This window comes from Streptococcus mitis (genome assembly GCF_002096735.1).
Classification (GTDB): domain Bacteria; phylum Bacillota; class Bacilli; order Lactobacillales; family Streptococcaceae; genus Streptococcus; species Streptococcus mitis_CZ.
The window spans coordinates 234770-252218 of record NZ_NCVC01000016.1 but is presented as its reverse complement, the minus strand read 5'-3'; the positions used below and the strand labels follow the sequence as shown (position 1 = coordinate 252218).

At 42.0% G+C, this 17449-nt stretch carries 23 protein-coding genes and 1 pseudogene; 13 read left to right on the top strand and 11 right to left on the bottom strand.

Features of this window, described 5'->3' with window-relative positions:
• Positions 1 to 6: 6 nt before the first annotated feature.
• Complete coding sequence (gene pepF / locus B7703_RS06725) at positions 7 to 1803, top strand: oligoendopeptidase F (protein ID WP_049551482.1); 1797 nt, start codon at positions 7 to 9, stop codon at positions 1801 to 1803.
• 245 nt (positions 1804 to 2048) lie between these two features.
• Positions 2049 to 2840, top strand: coding sequence for a DUF2785 domain-containing protein (locus tag B7703_RS06720; protein WP_049488282.1), 792 nt, complete (start codon positions 2049 to 2051; stop codon positions 2838 to 2840).
• A gap of 107 nt (positions 2841 to 2947) precedes the next feature.
• On the opposite strand, the gene B7703_RS06715 is transcribed toward B7703_RS06720, so the two are convergent.
• Positions 2948 to 3712, bottom strand: a complete 765-nt coding sequence (locus B7703_RS06715; RefSeq protein ID WP_084924137.1) for a (S)-acetoin forming diacetyl reductase — start codon at positions 3710 to 3712, stop codon at positions 2948 to 2950.
• A gap of 255 nt (positions 3713 to 3967) precedes the next feature.
• Between B7703_RS06715 and B7703_RS06710 the strand changes: the two genes are divergently transcribed.
• Positions 3968 to 4636 carry an MIP/aquaporin family protein gene (locus B7703_RS06710; RefSeq protein WP_084924135.1) on the top strand — a complete coding sequence of 223 codons (669 nt, stop codon included), beginning with the start codon at positions 3968 to 3970 and terminating at the stop codon, positions 4634 to 4636.
• A 57-nt stretch (positions 4637 to 4693) separates the two neighbouring features.
• Here the strand turns inward: B7703_RS06710 and queF are convergent, their stop codons facing one another.
• From queF to B7703_RS06675, 7 genes are all read right to left on the bottom strand, one after another.
• On the bottom strand, positions 4694 to 5185 hold the full coding sequence (queF, locus tag B7703_RS06705; RefSeq protein WP_000082587.1) for a preQ(1) synthase: 492 nt from the start codon (positions 5183 to 5185) through the stop codon (positions 4694 to 4696).
• Positions 5186 to 5203: 18 nt separating this feature from the next.
• Positions 5204 to 5920: a 7-carboxy-7-deazaguanine synthase QueE gene (gene queE / locus B7703_RS06700; RefSeq protein ID WP_084924134.1), complete on the bottom strand. Its 717-nt coding sequence runs from the start codon at positions 5918 to 5920 to the stop codon at positions 5204 to 5206.
• On the bottom strand, positions 5913 to 6356 hold the full coding sequence (queD, locus tag B7703_RS06695) for a 6-carboxytetrahydropterin synthase QueD (protein WP_084924132.1): 444 nt from the start codon (positions 6354 to 6356) through the stop codon (positions 5913 to 5915). The genes queE and queD overlap by 8 nt, the downstream gene beginning before the upstream one ends.
• Positions 6356 to 7009 carry a 7-cyano-7-deazaguanine synthase QueC gene (queC, locus tag B7703_RS06690; RefSeq protein WP_084924131.1) on the bottom strand — a complete coding sequence of 218 codons (654 nt, stop codon included), beginning with the start codon at positions 7007 to 7009 and terminating at the stop codon, positions 6356 to 6358. Before queC ends, queD begins: the two co-directional genes overlap by 1 nt.
• Positions 7010 to 7211: 202 nt before the next feature.
• Positions 7212 to 7526: a thioredoxin gene (gene trxA / locus B7703_RS06685; RefSeq protein ID WP_001029581.1), complete on the bottom strand. Its 315-nt coding sequence runs from the start codon at positions 7524 to 7526 to the stop codon at positions 7212 to 7214.
• 15 nt (positions 7527 to 7541) lie between these two features.
• Positions 7542 to 7763 carry a DUF4649 family protein gene (locus tag B7703_RS06680; protein WP_000570256.1) on the bottom strand — a complete coding sequence of 74 codons (222 nt, stop codon included), beginning with the start codon at positions 7761 to 7763 and terminating at the stop codon, positions 7542 to 7544.
• A 98-nt stretch (positions 7764 to 7861) separates the two neighbouring features.
• Positions 7862 to 8242, bottom strand: coding sequence for a MarR family transcriptional regulator (locus B7703_RS06675; RefSeq protein WP_084924129.1), 381 nt, complete (start codon positions 8240 to 8242; stop codon positions 7862 to 7864).
• A 282-nt stretch (positions 8243 to 8524) separates the two neighbouring features.
• Between B7703_RS06675 and B7703_RS06670 the strand changes: the two genes are divergently transcribed.
• Positions 8525 to 8899 (top strand): CidA/LrgA family protein, encoded by a 375-nt coding sequence (locus B7703_RS06670; protein WP_000781320.1) that lies wholly within the window; start codon positions 8525 to 8527, stop codon positions 8897 to 8899.
• Positions 8896 to 9591, top strand: a complete 696-nt coding sequence (locus tag B7703_RS06665; RefSeq protein WP_001288946.1) for an LrgB family protein — start codon at positions 8896 to 8898, stop codon at positions 9589 to 9591. The genes B7703_RS06670 and B7703_RS06665 overlap by 4 nt, the downstream gene beginning before the upstream one ends.
• Positions 9592 to 9622: 31 nt before the next feature.
• Here the strand turns inward: B7703_RS06665 and B7703_RS06660 are convergent, their stop codons facing one another.
• Genes B7703_RS06660 through B7703_RS06650 form a run of 3 tightly spaced genes read right to left on the bottom strand, consistent with a single transcriptional unit; the run spans position 9623 to position 11471 of the window.
• Positions 9623 to 10390, bottom strand: a complete 768-nt coding sequence (locus tag B7703_RS06660) for a hypothetical protein (protein WP_004256108.1) — start codon at positions 10388 to 10390, stop codon at positions 9623 to 9625.
• 15 nt (positions 10391 to 10405) lie between these two features.
• The gene (locus tag B7703_RS06655) at positions 10406 to 11101 is read right to left on the bottom strand and encodes an ABC transporter ATP-binding protein (RefSeq protein ID WP_004256110.1); all 696 of its coding nucleotides are present in this window, start codon (positions 11099 to 11101) and stop codon (positions 10406 to 10408) included.
• A gap of 4 nt (positions 11102 to 11105) precedes the next feature.
• A complete protein-coding gene (locus tag B7703_RS06650) occupies positions 11106 to 11471 on the bottom strand; it encodes a GntR family transcriptional regulator (protein ID WP_004256112.1) in 366 nt (121 codons plus the stop codon).
• A gap of 139 nt (positions 11472 to 11610) precedes the next feature.
• Between B7703_RS06650 and nrdR the strand changes: the two genes are divergently transcribed.
• From nrdR to B7703_RS06610, 8 genes and pseudogenes are all read left to right on the top strand, one after another.
• Positions 11611 to 12084 (top strand): transcriptional regulator NrdR, encoded by a 474-nt coding sequence (gene nrdR / locus B7703_RS06645; RefSeq protein ID WP_001203672.1) that lies wholly within the window; start codon positions 11611 to 11613, stop codon positions 12082 to 12084.
• Entirely contained in the window at positions 12085 to 13254 is a 1170-nt protein-coding gene (locus tag B7703_RS06640; protein WP_084924128.1) for a DnaD domain protein, read from the top strand.
• Positions 13255 to 14151, top strand: a complete 897-nt coding sequence (dnaI, locus tag B7703_RS06635; RefSeq protein ID WP_078238159.1) for a primosomal protein DnaI — start codon at positions 13255 to 13257, stop codon at positions 14149 to 14151.
• Positions 14148 to 14861 carry an NADPH-dependent oxidoreductase gene (locus tag B7703_RS06630; RefSeq protein ID WP_084924126.1) on the top strand — a complete coding sequence of 238 codons (714 nt, stop codon included), beginning with the start codon at positions 14148 to 14150 and terminating at the stop codon, positions 14859 to 14861. Before dnaI ends, B7703_RS06630 begins: the two co-directional genes overlap by 4 nt.
• Positions 14862 to 14874: 13 nt before the next feature.
• Positions 14875 to 16185 carry a ribosome biogenesis GTPase Der gene (gene der, locus B7703_RS06625; RefSeq protein WP_001207696.1) on the top strand — a complete coding sequence of 437 codons (1311 nt, stop codon included), beginning with the start codon at positions 14875 to 14877 and terminating at the stop codon, positions 16183 to 16185.
• An 83-nt stretch (positions 16186 to 16268) separates the two neighbouring features.
• Positions 16269 to 16604, top strand: a complete 336-nt coding sequence (locus B7703_RS06620) for a hypothetical protein (RefSeq protein WP_192851971.1) — start codon at positions 16269 to 16271, stop codon at positions 16602 to 16604.
• A gap of 65 nt (positions 16605 to 16669) precedes the next feature.
• On the top strand, positions 16670 to 17017 hold the full coding sequence (locus B7703_RS10105; protein WP_084924124.1) for a hypothetical protein: 348 nt from the start codon (positions 16670 to 16672) through the stop codon (positions 17015 to 17017).
• A gap of 33 nt (positions 17018 to 17050) precedes the next feature.
• Positions 17051 to 17339: pseudogene (locus B7703_RS06610) on the top strand (hypothetical protein).
• The last annotated feature ends 110 nt before the right edge of the window (positions 17340 to 17449 follow it).

The following is a 17449-nucleotide window of genomic DNA, read 5'->3' as shown; positions in this document are numbered from 1 at the left end:
AAGAAAATGGAACAAAAACACCGTTCAGAATTTCCAGAGAAGGAACTTTGGGATTTAACAGCCCTATACCAAGACCGTGAGGATTTCTTGCGTGCAATCGAGAAGGCTCGTGAAGACATCAACCAGTTTAGCCGTGACTACAATGGCAATCTTCACACTTTTGAAGATTTCGAGAAGGCCTTTGCGGAATTGGAACAAATCTACATTCAGATGAGCCATATTGGCAACTATGGCTTTATGCCTCAGACGACAGACTATAGCAATGACGAATTTGCCAACATTGCCCAAGCTGGGATGGAATTTGAAACAGACGCCAGCGTAGCTCTGACCTTCTTTGACGATGCCTTGATGGTAGCAGATGAGGAAGTCTTGGACCGTTTGGGTAAATTGCCTCATTTAACAGCTGCCATTCGTCAGGCCAAAATAAAAAAAGCCCACTATTTAGGGGCTGATGTGGAGAAGGCCTTGACCAATCTCGGCGAGGTTTTCTACAGTCCGCAGGATATTTACACTAAGATGCGAGCTGGGGATTTTGAAATGGCCGACTTTGAAGTCAATGGCAAGACCTACAAAAACAGCTTTGTCACCTATGAGAATTTCTACCAAAATCACGAGGATGCTGAGGTTCGTGAAAAATCTTTCCGTTCCTTCTCAGAAGGTCTTCGTAAGCACCAAAATACAGCTGCGGCAGCCTATTTAGCCCAAGTCAAGTCTGAAAAATTATTGGCAGATATGAAGGGTTACGACTCTGTCTTTGATTATCTTTTGGCTGAGCAAGAAGTGGACCGTGCCATGTTTGATCGCCAGATTGACCTCATTATGCAGGAATTTTCGCCAGTCGCTCAGAGATACCTCAAGCATGTTGCCAAGGTCAATGGTCTTGAAAAGATGACCTTTGCAGATTGGAAATTGGACTTGGATAGCGCCCTAAATCCTGAAGTGACCATTGACGATGCCTATGATTTGGTCATGAAGTCGGTAGAACCTTTGGGACAAGAATATTGTCAGGAAGTTGCTCGCTATCAAGAAGAGCGATGGGTGGACTTTGCTGCCAATAGTGGTAAGGATTCTGGCGGTTATGCGGCGGATCCATATCGCGTGCACCCTTATGTCCTCATGAGCTGGACAGGCCGTTTGAGTGATGTCTATACCCTGATTCATGAAATTGGGCATTCTGGTCAATTCATCTTTTCAGACAATCACCAAAGTTACTTCAACGCCCACATGTCTACTTACTATGTCGAAGCGCCGTCAACCTTCAATGAATTGCTTTTAAGTGATTACTTGGAACACCAGTCTGACGATCCGCGTCAAAAACGCTTCGCTCTTGCCCACCGCTTGACAGATACCTACTTCCATAATTTCATTACCCACCTCTTGGAAGCAGCCTTCCAGCGCAAGGTTTATACACTGATTGAAGAGGGAGAAACATTTGGAGCAAGCAAGCTTAATAGCATTATGAAGGAAGTCTTGACAGACTTCTGGGGAGGTGCCATTGAAATTGACGACGATGCGGCTCTGACTTGGATGCGCCAAGCTCACTACTACATGGGCTTGTATAGCTACACTTACTCTGCTGGTCTTGTTATCTCGACTGCGGGTTACCTCCATCTGAAAAATTCAGAAACTGGAGCCGAAGACTGGCTCAACCTCCTCAAATCAGGTGGCAGCAAGACACCGCTTGAGTCAGCCATGATTATCGGAGCGGATATCTCAACAGACAAACCACTCCGTGATACCATTCAGTTCTTGTCAGACACAGTTGACCAGATTATTGCCTACAGTGCCCAGTTGGGAGAGTAGGGGGATAGAAAGATTGTTCTAGAATGATGTTTATGGGTTTGTTAAGCGTCATTATAATTGGCTTGGCTGTAGCTATTTTCAAACACGCCGTTGAAGGTCATGATGTTAAAATTGAACTTGCGGTAAGTTGGTATTGATAGTTATTTACTTCATTTTTTATCAGATTGTATTTAATTGAGAATTCAATATTAAGTCATTTAAGGACGGCTTTTTGAACAGTTGTTAGAAGTGTAGAGTTATTGCCCATGTATCAAGAGTTACTAAGAAAAATAGCAGTTGAAAAACCAAGTTATCATCAGGAGGAAATCCAGTGGTTGCTTGACCATTTGGGAGATCCTTCTCCAGAAATTCGCGATGACCTTGTTTTTACAAGCTTTGCTAGAGGGATTCAGGAAGAGCTATTTACACAGGAACAATTTTATTTCATTGCTGAGGTGGTCTCAGCTGATGGAGGACTAGATAAAGAGATTGATAAGGTAGGTCTGCCAACACTTGAACGTTCTTTTAGGGCACTTGTTTATGCAAACCTCTTGTTTGCGGATGCCAACCAGCAATCGGTTTTTTATCAGGGATTAAAAGCAGAAATTCGCAATGTCCTTTTAAATCAAGGTTTGCACTATCTTTCAAAAGAAAAGGACACGACAGGTTTTTCAAGTCAGTATGGTTGGGTTCACGCTTTTGCACATGGAGCCGATTTACTGACAGAGGTAGTTTGTCATCCAGACTTTCCTAAAAACAGAGTTCATGAAGTATTTGACATACTTGGCAAACTGTTTAAAAGAATTACCATTCGTTTTACAGATGATGAAGATTGGCGTTTAGCAAGAGTGCTTTATGAACCGATTTTACAAGGGAAGTTGGAGCAAGAGCAAGTAACTGCTTGGATAAAAACGGTTGATTTTCCGATAGAAGAAAGGGAGGATTTTTACAAATTTTCCAACTTTAGATCCTGTCTGTTGGAAGTCTATGTCCAACTTGACCAGAGAAATAGTTTACAAGATGACTTGAAAGAAGCTATCCAATCTTTTCAATATTAGGGATTAACTAGTATTACTTAGTAATAGGGTTTCTATTGTATCCTCCTACCTGATAATGAAAACTAATAAAAGAGGTTGAATCATTTTCCAACCTCTTTTCCTGTATCTTAATGGAATTGCATACCACCATCAACGATAATGGTTTGTCCTGTAATGTAGTTTGAATCTGGTCCTGCGAGGAAGCTGACAGCAGCAGCCACATCTTCTGGTTCAGATAGGCGTTTTAGGGTAATATCTTTTGCAAATGTCTGCATACCCCACTCGTCATCTTTTCCTGCATTTTTACCAACTTCATGAGCGATATCGTACATCATTGGTGTTTTAACAATACCTGGTGCGTAGGCGTTAACAGTGATACCTGAGTCTGCTAAATCACGGGCTAATGTTTGCGTAATTCCGCGAACAGCAAATTTGGTTCCACCATAAACAGTTAGATTTGGATTACCGACTACACCAGCTTGAGAAGTTGCGTTGATAATTTTACCTCCGTGGCCAAGTGCTTTAAATTGCGCTTGTGCAGCTTGTGACCCCCAAATGACACCACCAACGTTGATACCGAAAGTACGTGTAAATTGTTCCTCAGTAATTGTATCAAGAGGAGTAGTTGGAGCAACACCAGCATTATTTACGACAACATTCAAATCACCAAAATGGTCAACAACTTTTTGAAATGCTTGGGCAACTTCTGCCTGTTTCGAAACATCAGCTACGACAGCAAAGGCATTTTCAGATGATAATTCGGCAACAGCTTTTTCAGCTGTTTCGGGATTGTAGTCTAAGACTCCTACCTTAAAGCCATCTTGAACCAATCGTTTTGCGATTGCAAAACCGATTCCTTGACCTGCACCTGTGACAATGGCAACTTTAGACATATGATTCCTCCTTGGTATCCACGATACCATTCAAACGTTCATAAAAGAACAGCAAAGTTGTAAAAATTAGTTCAAATTAGGGAATAAATAACTTATTAGAACTATATTGATATTATATACCTTTAGAAAAAATGTTTCAAATAAACACTACCGTTTTTATAGAATTTTATCCTGAAAATTTCCAAACAATTTTCTTGAAACCCTTTCCCTCTTTTGATAGACTAGTATCTAGTTTTTGAAAAAAGGAGAAAGAAAATGAAAAAATTTGTCGCTGAGTTAATCGGTACTTTCATGCTTGTGTTCGTTGGGACAGGAGCTGTTGTTTTTGGAAATGGTCTTGATGGCCTTGGTCACCTTGGAATCGCCTTTGCCTTTGGTCTGGCAATCGTAGTTGCAGCTTACTCAATCGGAACTATTTCAGGTGCTCACTTGAACCCAGCTGTTTCGATTGCTATGTTTGTAAACAAACGTTTGTCATCTTCAGAGCTTGTAAACTACATCCTTGGACAAGTAGTTGGAGCTTTCTTAGCATCTGCTTCTGTATTCTTCCTCTTGGCTAACTCAGGGATGTCAACTGCTAGTCTTGGTGAAAATGCCTTGGCAAACGGAGTCACTGTCTTTGGTGGATTCTTGTTTGAAACAATCGCAACTTTCTTGTTTGTCTTGGTTATCATGACTGTGACATCAGCAAGCAAGGGCAATAGCGCGATTGCTGGTTTGGTAATCGGTTTGTCATTGATGGCGATGATTCTTGTTGGATTGAATATCACTGGGCTTTCAGTAAACCCAGCTCGTAGTTTGGCACCGGCTGTCTTGGTAGGTGGCGCAGCCCTTCAACAAGTTTGGATTTTCATCCTTGCCCCAATCCTTGGTGGAGTTCTTGCAGCTCTTGTTGCGAAAAACTTCCTTGGAACAGAAGAATAATTGAAACTCAAAAAGCCTTGCTCCTCATCTCGAGGAACAGGGCTTTTTCGTATGAGTTTAACGGTTATCAATTTTCTCTGGATAAAGGTCGTGTTGGAAGAGGCGTTGTTCTGCCAAGCCTTCATACTTAGTTCCTGGCTTACCGTAGTTGTAGTAGGGATCAATTGAGATGCCACCGCGCGGAGTGAATTTTCCCCAAACCTCCAAATAGCGAGGATCTAGCAAGTTAACCAAGTCTTTCCCGATGGTGTTGATACAGTTTTCGTGGAAATCTCCGTGGTTTCGGTAGCTAAAGAGGTAGAGTTTGAGGGATTTTGACTCGACACAGAGCTTGTCAGGGATGTAGGAAATATAGATAGTTGCAAAGTCTGGTTGAGCAGTGATTGGACACAGTGAGGTAAATTCAGGGCAGTTAAATTTGATAAAATAGTCATTTTCCACATGACGATTGTCAAAGGATTCGAGGACTTCTGGTTGATATTCGAAAATGTAGTTGGTTTCTTTGTTGCCCAGTAGGCTTAGGTTTTTCATTTCTTCTTGTTGTGACATGATTTTTTCTTTCTAATTTTAAACACCACGTTGATTATCGTAGAGGAGGGTATGGAGTTGAGGAAGGACGCGGACATTGCCCCAGCTATCATCAGCGGCGATGCGTTCCCAAAGTTCTTTGAGTCGGTCTAGTTGGTCTTGGACAATATTGCCTGTGGCCTTGGGCTCAGGATTTCCAGCCGATAAGAAGAGGATATCTGGTTGGTAGCGTTCTTGAATGCCTTTGGCAAAGGCCAAATCGGCATCGTCAAAGACAGGGATTTTAAAGGTGACCTTGTCTGGATCCAGTTGGGAAACGATAAAGTCCAAGGTCTCAAAGTTGACTTCCATCTTGGATGAAGGAGGTTTGGGACTGAGAGTAACTTGGTCGATGTCTTTCAACCAAGTTTGCCAGCGGGAGCCTTGGGTCTCAACAGCTAGAGTGACACCGCGTTCCTTGAGCTTGGTGACCAATTCGGCCATATTGGCTGCTAGGATAGCAGGATTTCCCCCAGACAGGGTTACATAGTCGTAGCTCCCCAATTTATCCAAGGCAGCAATGACTTCGTCAGCTGTCATACGAGTTGGTTTTTCAGAGCCATCCCAAGTAAAGGCAGAATCGCACCAGTCGCAGTGGTAGTCGCAACCAGCAGTGCGGACAAACATGGTTTTCTGCCCGATAGCACGGCCTTCACCTTGAAAGGTTGGGCCAAAAATTTCCAAAACTGGTAGTTTGAGGACACGTTCCCTAGTCATCTAACCACTCCCGTCTAAACTCCGCAAAGGCAGTCGGAGTCTCATAGAGGCGAACGTATTCCAGACGGAGACCACGTTCGTCTGGCAACTCTTGGTTCATGGTTTGGAAAATCCAGTAAACCATATTTTCAGCAGTCGTGTTCATATAAGGCAAAGTCTCATTGAGATAGCGATGATCCAAGTGGGGCTCTAAGTAGTTATTGTAGATAGCTTTGATATCTCCGAAATCGTAGGTCATGCCACGTTCATCTAAAAATCCACTGACAGCAATCTGCAAATGATAGGTATGACCGTGCAGGGATTTGCATTTTCCCTCATAGTGAAAGAGGTGGTGGGCAGCATCGAAGGTAAACTCTTTTGATACCAAGGTTCTGTGAGGATTGTAGACAAGAGACTCCCCAGTTTCCTGTTTGATTTCTTTGGGTGCAAAAAACATTAGGCATCTCCTTTCTGTGAGAGATAAACATCTAAACCATGTTGACGTAGGTGGCAGGCTGGGCAATCTCCACAGCCACTTCCAATAATCCCGTTGTAGCAGGTTAAGGTCTTTTCACGAACATAGTCAAAGGCACCGAGTTGGTCGGCTAATTCCCAAGTTTCAGCCTTGTCTAGCCACATGAGAGGTGTTTGGATAACGAAGTCGTAATCCATGGCAAGATTGAGGGTAACATTAAGGGATTTGACAAAGACATCCCGACAATCGGGGTAGCCTGAGAAGTCTGTCTCGCAGACACCTGTCACGATATCTTTAATGCCTCGTTGCTTAGCAAGGACGGCCGCAAAGGATAGAAAGAGGTGGTTGCGACCATCAACGAAGGTATTGGGAATCTCTCCCTCTTTTTGCTCAATCTCTAGATCAGAAGTCAAGGCATTTTCAGTGATTTGCCCCAGCAGAGACATATCTAGGATATGATGACGAATCCCCTGTTCCTTAGCGATTTCTCTAGCGATTTGAATTTCGAGATGATGGCGTTGGCCGTAGGCAAAGGTGACGGCTTCAACAGTTTCATAGTGTTCTTTAGCCCAAAAGAGGCAGGTTGTAGAATCTTGACCGCCACTAAAGACGACCAAGGCTGATTGACGTTTCATAGTACTCCTTCCAAAATGGGAAATGTTCAGAGCACGCAAAAAGCTCCCTTGAGGGAGCTAAAAAATACCAAGTAGAGGTTTTTTTTAGCGATGGCATGTCCCAAACATCGTAATATTCTACCTACAGTCTAGCATATTTTTTGAAAAATGGCAAAGGGCAAGAAAAAAAGAGACCAAAGAAAGTACTTGGTCTCTCAGTTGATTAGCTCAATTCAGCAACGATGGCTTTGATTTGTTCAGCTGTGTGAACACCAGCAACTTGTTTCACCACTTGGCCGTCTTTTTTGAAAAGAAGGGTTGGGATAGACATGATTCCAAAAGCACGAGCTGTGTTTGGATTTTCGTCTACGTCCATTTTAACGATTTTCAGAACATCTTCTGAAAGTTCTTCAGACAATTTATCCAAGATTGGACCTTGCATGCGACATGGACCACACCAAGTTGCCCAGAAGTCTACTAAGACCAAACCGTCTTTTGTTTCTTGTTCGAATGTTGCATCTGTAATTGCTTTTGCCATTGTATTTCTCCTTTTTTAGTTATATTGGCTTAAATCTTGTTTCATGAGATAGAAGAAGACATCTCCGTAAGTCCCATGGTAGTCCAAATCATGACCGTTGTAAGTTAATTTTTGGACTGGGTAGTAGTCTGCGACGCCGATAAGGCAAGCTTGTTGTGAACGATCAAAATCTTCATAAGACTCGAAAGTCACAGTTCTTTCGTTCTTGCTGGCATCTAGATAGGTAATTTCAATCATTTTAAAAACTCCTTTGTTTAATGATAACTTTATTTTACTCCTTGTAAAAGAGAATGTCAAGAAAAATGATTGCGCACGCAACTTTTTCTAAAATCATCTTAAACCAAGAAATCCAAACCAGTTTCCAAGCTTTCTTCGACAGCCTTTTGTAGCGAGGCCAGTGTCTTTTGCCCATCACCTGTCAGGCAGATAAAACTAGAGCGTCTATCTTGATCACAACACATGCGACTAAGTAGACCGCAATTTTTGGCTTCCAAGCGAGCCACCATCCGAGAAACAGCGCTCGGGCTCAGATGAAGTTTATCTGGCAGGTCAATCTGGCGTAGAGATTTTTCTTGGGCCAAGTCCAGATAGTAGAGCAGGTAAAACTCTTTCAAGGTCAGACTTTGGTCACTCTGCTGGGCAATGGTCTCTTCCAAGAGACCTTCAATTTCTTTCTGACGACGATTGAAATCAAACCATTTTTCCAAATAGGTCATAGTATCTCCTTTCTTTTGAGAGTCATAAATAGAAGAAAGTCCATTAACGGACAATCACTGTATCACAAGATGATTGCGCATGCAATAATTATACTACTTTTCAAAAGAGCTGGCAAGAAGGACGCTGAAATCTTTTATCCTAAATTAGGCCTGTTTTCACTAGTCTGTAATTGCCTGTATCCCCTTTCTTCTCAAACTTTCATCAACTCTTGTGTATTTCCTTGAAATTTTCTGAAAAAAGAGTAAACTGGTATGCAAGAAGTCTATTTCGTGGAGTTTAGGATGAAATTATATGTTCAATTAATGATTCTCTTTGTGATTTCTCTAATCGGAGAGGGGATCTCTAGTTTCTTTCATTTGCCCATACCCGGCAGTATTATCGGTTTGATTATTCTCTTTATAGCCCTACAATTCAAGTGGCTGAGAACCAGGCATGTCAACATGGTGGGGAATTTTTTGCTGGCCAATATGACCATTCTCTTTTTGCCGCCAGCAGTGGGAATCATGGAAAAGTTTGATGTGATTGCTCCCTATCTTTTGCCCATCGTTTTGATTGTCTTTTTTGCGGCTGTTATCAACATTATCCTCATTGCCTTGGTGGTTCAGTTCATCAAGAGACGGTTTGAGGGAGATTATGAGAAAGGAGATGCCAAATGAGTGAATTTGTTTCCAATCCCCTGTTTGGGCTTGCCCTGTCTATCCTAGCCTATCTAGTGGGAATGCTGATTTACAGACGTTTTCCCCATCCTTTGACAACGCCCTTGCTTTTGTCAGCTGTTTTCATTATTATCTTTCTAAAGGCGACGGGTATTTCTTACCAAGATTATTACCAAGGTGGGGTTTATCTGAATAATTTGATTGTCCCATCGACAGTGGCTCTAGGGATTCCGCTTTATAAGAGTTTTCATTTGATGAAGCACCATGCTCGGAGTATTCTCTTTGGTAGTTTGTTAGCGGTAGTGGTCAATACCTCTTTCACAGCCCTTGTGGCTAAAATCTTTGGCATGGACTTTTTCCTAGCCATTTCTCTCTTTCCTAAGTCAGTGACAACCGCTATGGCAGTGGGAATTACAGAAAAATTGCAAGGCTTGACCACCGTGACCTTGGTTGTCGTAGTGGCGACTGGGATTTTGACTAGTGTTATCGGACCAACCCTTTTGAAGTGGTTGAAAATTGACGATCCAGTAGCTGTTGGGCTTTCCCTTGGAGGCACAGGCCATGCAGTCGGAACGGGAACAGCCTTTCGATACGGCTCTGTAGCAGGAGCCATGGGTGGCTTGGCTATCGGTGTCACCGGTATTCTCTATGTCTTTGTCAGCCCTATCGTAGCCAGTTTGATATTAAGTTAAATCAAAACCCAGCTTTTTAGCTGGGCCTTTTTTATTGTAAATTAACCTTGTTTTTCAAGATGTGATAAGTTCCTAGATAGTAGATGGCTATAAGAATAACTTCTTCCAGAATAGTCATGATAATGCCCATCTGGAACTGATCAGCTCCTCCAGTGGTTGATGGGAAGTAGAAACCAGGGTTAGAACGATAGAAGAGTTCAATAAAGCCAACGACGATTTGGATACCAATGTAGGCTACAATTGACAGTGCAGTACGGTATTCATTGAACAGCTGTCCAATGGAAATTGCCAAGTAGATGCAGAGGATTCCAGAAATGGTATTTAGTAGGAAGGATATCCCCATAAGAGAGAGTTGAGGGAGGTGTGTTTCTATAAATGGAATCAAGTCAGAAGTTACAAACCAATCAGGAGCCGTTAGAGTCAGAACAATAAAAGCACTGATTACGAGTACAGCAGTACTGACAATAGACCAGATAAAGGCCCCGACTAATTTAGCAGTGATGATATGGTGTTCGGATACTGGAAGGGTCAAAGTCAGGTAGCCTTGTCGGTCATAGACACTACCTTTGAAGCGTTTAATAATCAAGAAAATGGTTGAAATCACAAGTGTAAGCATCAAGCCACCAAAGACTGTAGCTAGAGAAAGTAGCATAGCAGCCTGACTTTCTTGATAAGGTAGATTTTTAAAGCCTTGTGTCTGTATTCCGATAAGGGCAGAAAGGGCTAGCACGGCAGCGTAAAGGGCTAAATACCACTTGTTAACATTTTTAAATTCGTAGCGAACTAAATTCCAAAACATAATAATCTCCTTTGCTTAGGCCTTAAATTCCTGACGGAAGAGCTGGTCGATGGATTCACCTGACTCGTAGCGAATATCATCTACATTGCCTTGACGGACGACTTTTCCGTCCTTCAGGAAGACAATTTCATCTAAGATTGGCTCGATATCAGAAATCAAGTGGGTAGAAATCAAAACGGTAGAAGTTGGGGAGTAGTTGTTGATGATAGTATTGAGGATATAATCACGGGCTGCTGGGTCCACCCCGCCAATTGGTTCGTCCAAAACGTAGAGGCGGGCATCACGGCTCATAACCAAAATCAGTTGTACCTTTTCTTTGTTTCCTTTTGATAGTTTCTTGAGACGACTATTTTCATCAATGCCAAGATCTGCAAGTAGATGGTGGGCGCGTTCAAGATTGAAATCTTTATAGAAGGTCTTGAAGTAGGTTAGGGCTTCTTTGACCTTCATTTGTTCATTGAGATAGGTCGTATCCGGCAAATAAGCTACGATAGCCTTGGTTGCTGGGCTTGGATCCATGTCGTTGATGAGGACACGTCCTTGATCTGGTTGTAAGAGGCCATTGATTAGTTTAATCAGGGTTGTTTTTCCTGAGCCGTTTGGCCCAAGGAGACCAACAATTTTTCCAGCTGGGATGTCAAGAGAAACATTTTCAAGGGCTGGGGTTGCTCCATAAGATTTGGATACATTTTCAAATGCTAGTAATGACATAGGCTTAAACTCCTTTAATATAATCGCCGACTACGCCTGGTAGTTCTTCTTTTTCATAGCCAAAATGGGTCATGGAGGAAACGAAGTGTTCCAATTCTTCTTCTGATAGTTGTTTGCGAGATTGGGCGATCAGTGCCTTATCCTCAGTCACAAATCGTCCAGTTGTCCGTTTGCTGTAAACAAATCCTTCTCGTTCGAGGTCTGACAAGGCTCTTTGGATGGTGTTGGGATTGACACCAGCCTCGCTCGCCAGCTCCCTCACGGTTGGAAGTTGTTGATTGGGTTCCAGTGCATGGGAGACAATCTGAAGCTTGATTTTCTCCATAATCTGTAAATAAATGGGTTTTTTGTTGTCAAATGTCCAGGACATCTTGGTCTCCTTTCTTTTATCCCTTTGTCTTAATTAAATAATACAACAAAACAAAAAACTTGTCAAGCAAAAAGAAGAATTGTTTTGGGAATCGCTTAAAAAATGGTATAATGAAAAGAAAACGATAAGGAGGGAAAGGATGCGTTGTCCAAAATGTGGGGCTACCAAGTCAAGTGTTATCGATAGTCGCCAAGCAGAAGAAGGGAACACCATTCGTAGAAGACGTGAGTGCGATGAATGCCAACATCGTTTTACAACCTACGAACGGGTAGAAGAAAGAACCTTAGTGGTTGTTAAAAAAGATGGCACACGGGAACAATTCTCCAGAGATAAAATCTTTAATGGGATTATCCGCTCAGCCCAGAAACGTCCTGTGTCAAGTGATGAAATCAACATGGTAGTCAATCGTATCGAACAGAAACTCCGTGGTCGAAATGAAAATGAAATTCAAAGTGAGGACATTGGTTCACTCGTCATGGAGGAGTTGGCTGAGTTAGACGAGATTACCTATGTACGTTTTGCCAGTGTCTATCGTAGTTTTAAGGATGTTAGTGAGTTAGAGAGCCTGCTCCAACAAATCACCCAGTCCTCTAAAAAGAAAAAGGAAAGATAAATGAAGCCAATTGACCGTTTTTCTTATCTAAAGAATAATCGGGTGTCGCAAGATACCTCATCTCTGGTACAGTGCTACCTCCCGATTATCGGTCAGGAGGCACTGAGCCTTTATCTTTATACGATTAGTTTTTGGGATAATGGCAGAAAGGAATACCTTTTTTCAAGCATTCTCAATCATCTCAATTTTGGGATGGACAGACTTTTAAAATCTTTGAAAATCCTATCTGCTTTTAATCTCTTGACCCTCTATCAAAAGGGTGATACCTATCAGATAGTTATCCATGCTCCTCTTTCAAGTCAAGATTTCTTGGAGCATCCTGTTTATCGTAGACTTTTAGAGAAAAAGATTGGCGACTCGGCTGTGGAGGATTTGAAAGTTGAGAGTGCTGAGGGAGAAGAAATACCTGTCTCACTCAATCAAGTCTTTCCAGACTTGGCAGAACAGGGAAGTCAAGAAGACCTTGGTCTCAAGAAGAAAGTGGCCAACGATTTTGACTTGGACCATTTTCGCCAGCTTATGGCTCGAGATGGGCTTCGTTTTGCAGATGAGCAGTCCGATGTCTTAAACCTCTTTGCCATTGCTGAGGAGAAAAAATGGACTTGGTTTGAAACCTATCAACTGGCTAAGTCAACAGCTGTTTCCCAGGTTATTTCAACCAAACGCATGCGGGAAAAAATTGCTCAAAAACCGATTTCCTCTGACTTTAGTCCTAAGGAAACGACCATTATCAAAGAAGCCAAAAGTAAAACGGCCTTGCAGTTCTTGGCAGAAATCAAGCAAACACGCAAGGGAACCATTACCCAAACAGAAAGAGAACTCTTGCAACAGATGGCTAGCTTGGGCTTGCTGGATGAAGTCATCAATATCATTCTCTTATTGACCTTTAATAAGGTGGATTCGGCAAACATCAACGAGAAATATGCCATGAAGGTAGCCAATGACTATGCCTATCAAAAGATTCATTCGGCAGAAGAGGCAGTCTTGCGCATCCGTGAGAGAGGACAGAAGAGTCAGGCTCAAAAGACTAGTAAACCCGGTCCTGCCAAGTCCAATGTACCCAAGTGGAGCAATCCAGATTATAAGAATGAAACCAGCGAGGAAACTCGTCTGGAACTAGAACGTAAGAAACAAGAACTATTAGCTCGATTAGAAAAAGGAGGAGATTAGATGGAAAGTGTCGGAGACGTACTCAAACGTCAACCTAGCCGTTTTCATTATCAAGATTTGGTTCAGAAAATCATGAAGGACCCTGATGTTGCGGTCTTTATCCAGCAAGAATCCCTTACTCCAGAGGAATTAAATCGCAGTATCTCCAAGTTTAATCAGTACATCACTGAGAGAGACAAGTTTCTTCGTGGTGATACGGATTATATTGCCAAAGGCTACAAGCCGATTTTGGTTATGAATCATGGTTATGCGGACGTTTCTTATGAAGAAACTCCTGAACTAATCGCAGCGGAAAAAGAAGCGGCTATTAAGAACCGTCTCAAGTTAATCAATCTGCCAGCTAGTCTCAGGAAAGCTAGTTTGGCTCAAGTAGATTTGGATGATTTGGAGCGCTTGCCAGTTTTTGAAAAGCTATTAGCCTTCGTGGAGCAATATCCAGCTATTCGAAAAGGTCTTTACTTATATGGAGACTTCGGTGTGGGTAAAAGTTTCATGGTGGCTGCCTTAGCCCATGATTTATCAGAAAAACGAGGTGTTTCATCCACTCTTCTCCATTATCCTAGCTTTGTCATTGATGCTAAAAATGCCATCAGTGATGGCAACGTCAAGACCCTGGTAGATGAGATTAAGCTGTCTGAAGTCCTGATTTTAGATGATATTGGTGCCGAGCAATCAACAGCTTGGGTACGTGATGAAATCCTACAAGTCATTCTTCAATATCGGATGCAGGAAAATTTACCGACCTTTTTCACCTCCAACTTCGACTTTGAAGAATTGGAGCAACATTTCGCTAAAGGGAAACATGGAAATGACGAAACCTGGGAAGCCAGACGAGTCATGGAACGCATCCGTTATTTGGCTGAGGAGACTCGTTTAGAAGGAGTGAACCGTCGATGACAGAAACGATTAAACTGATGAAAGCTCATAAGTCTGTTCGAAGATTTAAGGAGCAAGCCCTTCCTCAGGAAGACTTGACTGAAATCCTGACAGCGGCCCAAATGGCCTCGTCTTGGAAGAATTTCCAATCTTACTCTGTGATTGTAGTCCGAAGTCAAGAAAAGAAAGATGCCTTGTATGAATTGGTGCCTCAAGAAGCCATTCGCCAGTCAGCTGTTTTTCTTCTCTTTGTCGGGGATTTGAACCGAGCAGAAAAGGGAGCACGACTCCATACGGATACCTTCCAACCTCAAGGTGTAGAAGGTCTCTTGATTAGTTCAGTCGATGCGGCTCTTGCTGGCCAAAATGCCCTGCTGGCAGCTGAAAGCTTGGGCTATGGTGGTGTGATTATCGGTTTGGTTCGATACAAGTCAGAAGAAGTGGCAGAGCTTTTTAACCTGCCTGACTACACCTATCCTGTCTTTGGGATGGCACTAGGTGTGCCAAATGAAGAACATGAAGTCAAACCTCGCTTGCCATTGAATCAAGTGGTGTTTGAGGAAGAATACCGAGAACAGTCAACTGATGCAATCGAATCTTATGACCGTGTACAGGCGGACTATGCTGGGGCGCGTGCGACCACAAGCTGGAGTCAGCGCCTAGCAGAACAGTTTGGTCAAGCTGAACCAAGCTCAACTAGAAAAAATCTTGAACAGAAGAAGTTATTGTAGAAAGTGAGAAATTATGGCCCTACCAACTATTGCCATTGTAGGACGTCCCAATGTTGGGAAATCAACCCTATTTAATCGGATCGCTGGTGAGCGAATCTCCATTGTAGAAGATGTCGAAGGAGTAACACGTGACCGTATCTATGCAACGGGTGAGTGGCTCAATCGTTCCTTTAGCATGATTGATACAGGAGGAATCGATGATGTCGATGCTCCTTTCATGGAACAAATCAAGCACCAGGCAGAAATTGCCATGGAAGAAGCAGATGTTATCGTCTTTGTCGTGTCTGGTAAGGAAGGAATTACCGATGCGGACGAATACGTAGCCCGTAAACTTTATAAAACCCACAAACCAGTTATCCTCGCAGTCAATAAGGTGGACAACCCTGAGATGCGAAATGATATCTATGATTTCTATGCTCTCGGTTTAGGTGAACCGCTGCCTATCTCATCTGTCCATGGTATCGGTACAGGGGATGTGCTAGACGCTATTGTAGAAAATCTTCCAAATGAATATGAAGAAGAAAACCCAGATGTGATTAAGTTTAGCTTGATTGGTCGTCCCAACGTTGGGAAATCAAGCTTGATTAACGCTATATTGGGAGAAGACCGTGTCATTGCCAGTCCTGTTGCTGGAACAACTCGTGACGCTATTGATACCCACTTTACAGATACAGATGGTCAAGAGTTTACCATGATTGATACGGCTGGTATGCGTAAGTCTGGTAAGGTTTATGAAAATACTGAGAAATACTCTGTCATGCGTGCTATGCGTGCTATTGACCGCTCAGATGTGGTCTTAATGGTCATCAATGCGGAAGAAGGCATCCGTGAATATGACAAGCGTATCGCAGGATTTGCCCATGAAGCTGGTAAAGGGATGATTATCGTGGTCAACAAGTGGGATACGCTTGAAAAAGACAACCACACTATGAAAAACTGGGAAGAAGATATCCGTGAGCAGTTCCAATATCTGCCTTACGCACCGATTATCTTTGTATCCGCTTTGACCAAGCAACGTCTTCACAAACTGCCTGAGATGATCAAGCAAATCAGTGAAAGTCAAAACACACGTATTCCATCAGCTGTCTTGAACGATGTGATAATGGATGCCATTGCCATCAACCCAACACCGACAGACAAAGGAAAACGTCTCAAGATTTTCTATGCGACCCAAGTGGCAACTAAACCACCAACCTTTGTAATCTTTGTCAACGAAGAAGAACTCATGCACTTTTCTTACCTGCGTTTCTTGGAAAATCAAATCCGCAAGGCCTTTGTATTTGAAGGAACACCAATCCATCTCATCGCAAGAAAGCGCAAATAAAAAAGTAGAATCTGGAATGACATTTCCAGATTTTTTTGATAGAATGAAGGTAAAGAAAACGCTATCAAAAGGAGGTGTCGATGATGGAACATTTGTTTAAATTCTTGCTCATATTTCCCTGTATTTACTTTTTCAGCTGGATTGACAAGGATAATAGAGATAGTAAATTTTTCCCATTTTTTTACTATTTTTACTGGATTTACATCACCCTCTATGCTCTTTTTAGCCTTGCTTGGACAGTTTTTTCAGTCCTGTTTTTCAATATCCTATTGAGAAATGTGGCAGACATCAAGTCTTGGGGCATTTGGTTATTATTACTACTTATCGCTTTTGCCAGTGATTGGTTAACCTATATCTTTTTCAAAAAAATGCTTCGCTTGAGACGGGAACTAGGGAAGTCTAAAGCGGGGAGACATTGATTTATATTGGTAATAACATTTAATAGAACGAAACTAAAGAAAACAATTTTAAAGAGGAGGTGTCGATGATGAAACTGTCCTTTAATTGGTTTCATTTGATACTCTTATTTCCTTGTTTATATTTTTTCTATTGGATAGACAATGCTGACAGAAACAGTAAAATTTTCCCCATCTTCTACTATTTTTACTGGATTTATATTTCCCTTTTAGCTCTGTTTAGCTTGGATATGACAATTTTTTCATTCTTATTTTTCCCTTTTGTTCTAAATCATGAATCAGATGCTAGTGCTTGGGGTGTTGGATTGCTTTTGATAGTCATATCTCTAGGCAGTGACTGGTTAGACTATATCTTTTTCAAAAAAATGCTTAGACTAAGAAAGGAGTTAGGAAAGTCTAAGGGCAAAAGGCATTGATTTATATCGGTTTTTATTTATAGGAGGTGGCTTATGGCACATCTAAAATCATTTATTACACGCTATTCTAAGGTCTATATTGGTTTAGTTCTGTTGATCTGGATTGCTTTCTTCTTTCTTCCTTGGGGCAGTCCGATTCTGGGGGGGAAAGATTGACCTCTTCAGCATACAGAAAGTCTTGCTATTTTTTGGTATTCTGTCTATTTTGATGGCCTTGCTGTCCAAGAAAGTCAGTCTCTTTGTTTTTGGATTGATCTGCTGTTTTTCTCTTTGGATTAATCTATTTATCCTATTTGCGATTTTGCCGATTTTTGGCAATTAAAGTATCATAAAAGTCAGAGAGGTTAGCTTGGGAACTAGCCTCTTTTTCCTTTTCAAAATGGGGATTCTTCCTTGAAAATAATCAGTAATTGTGCTAAAATTAAAAGAACA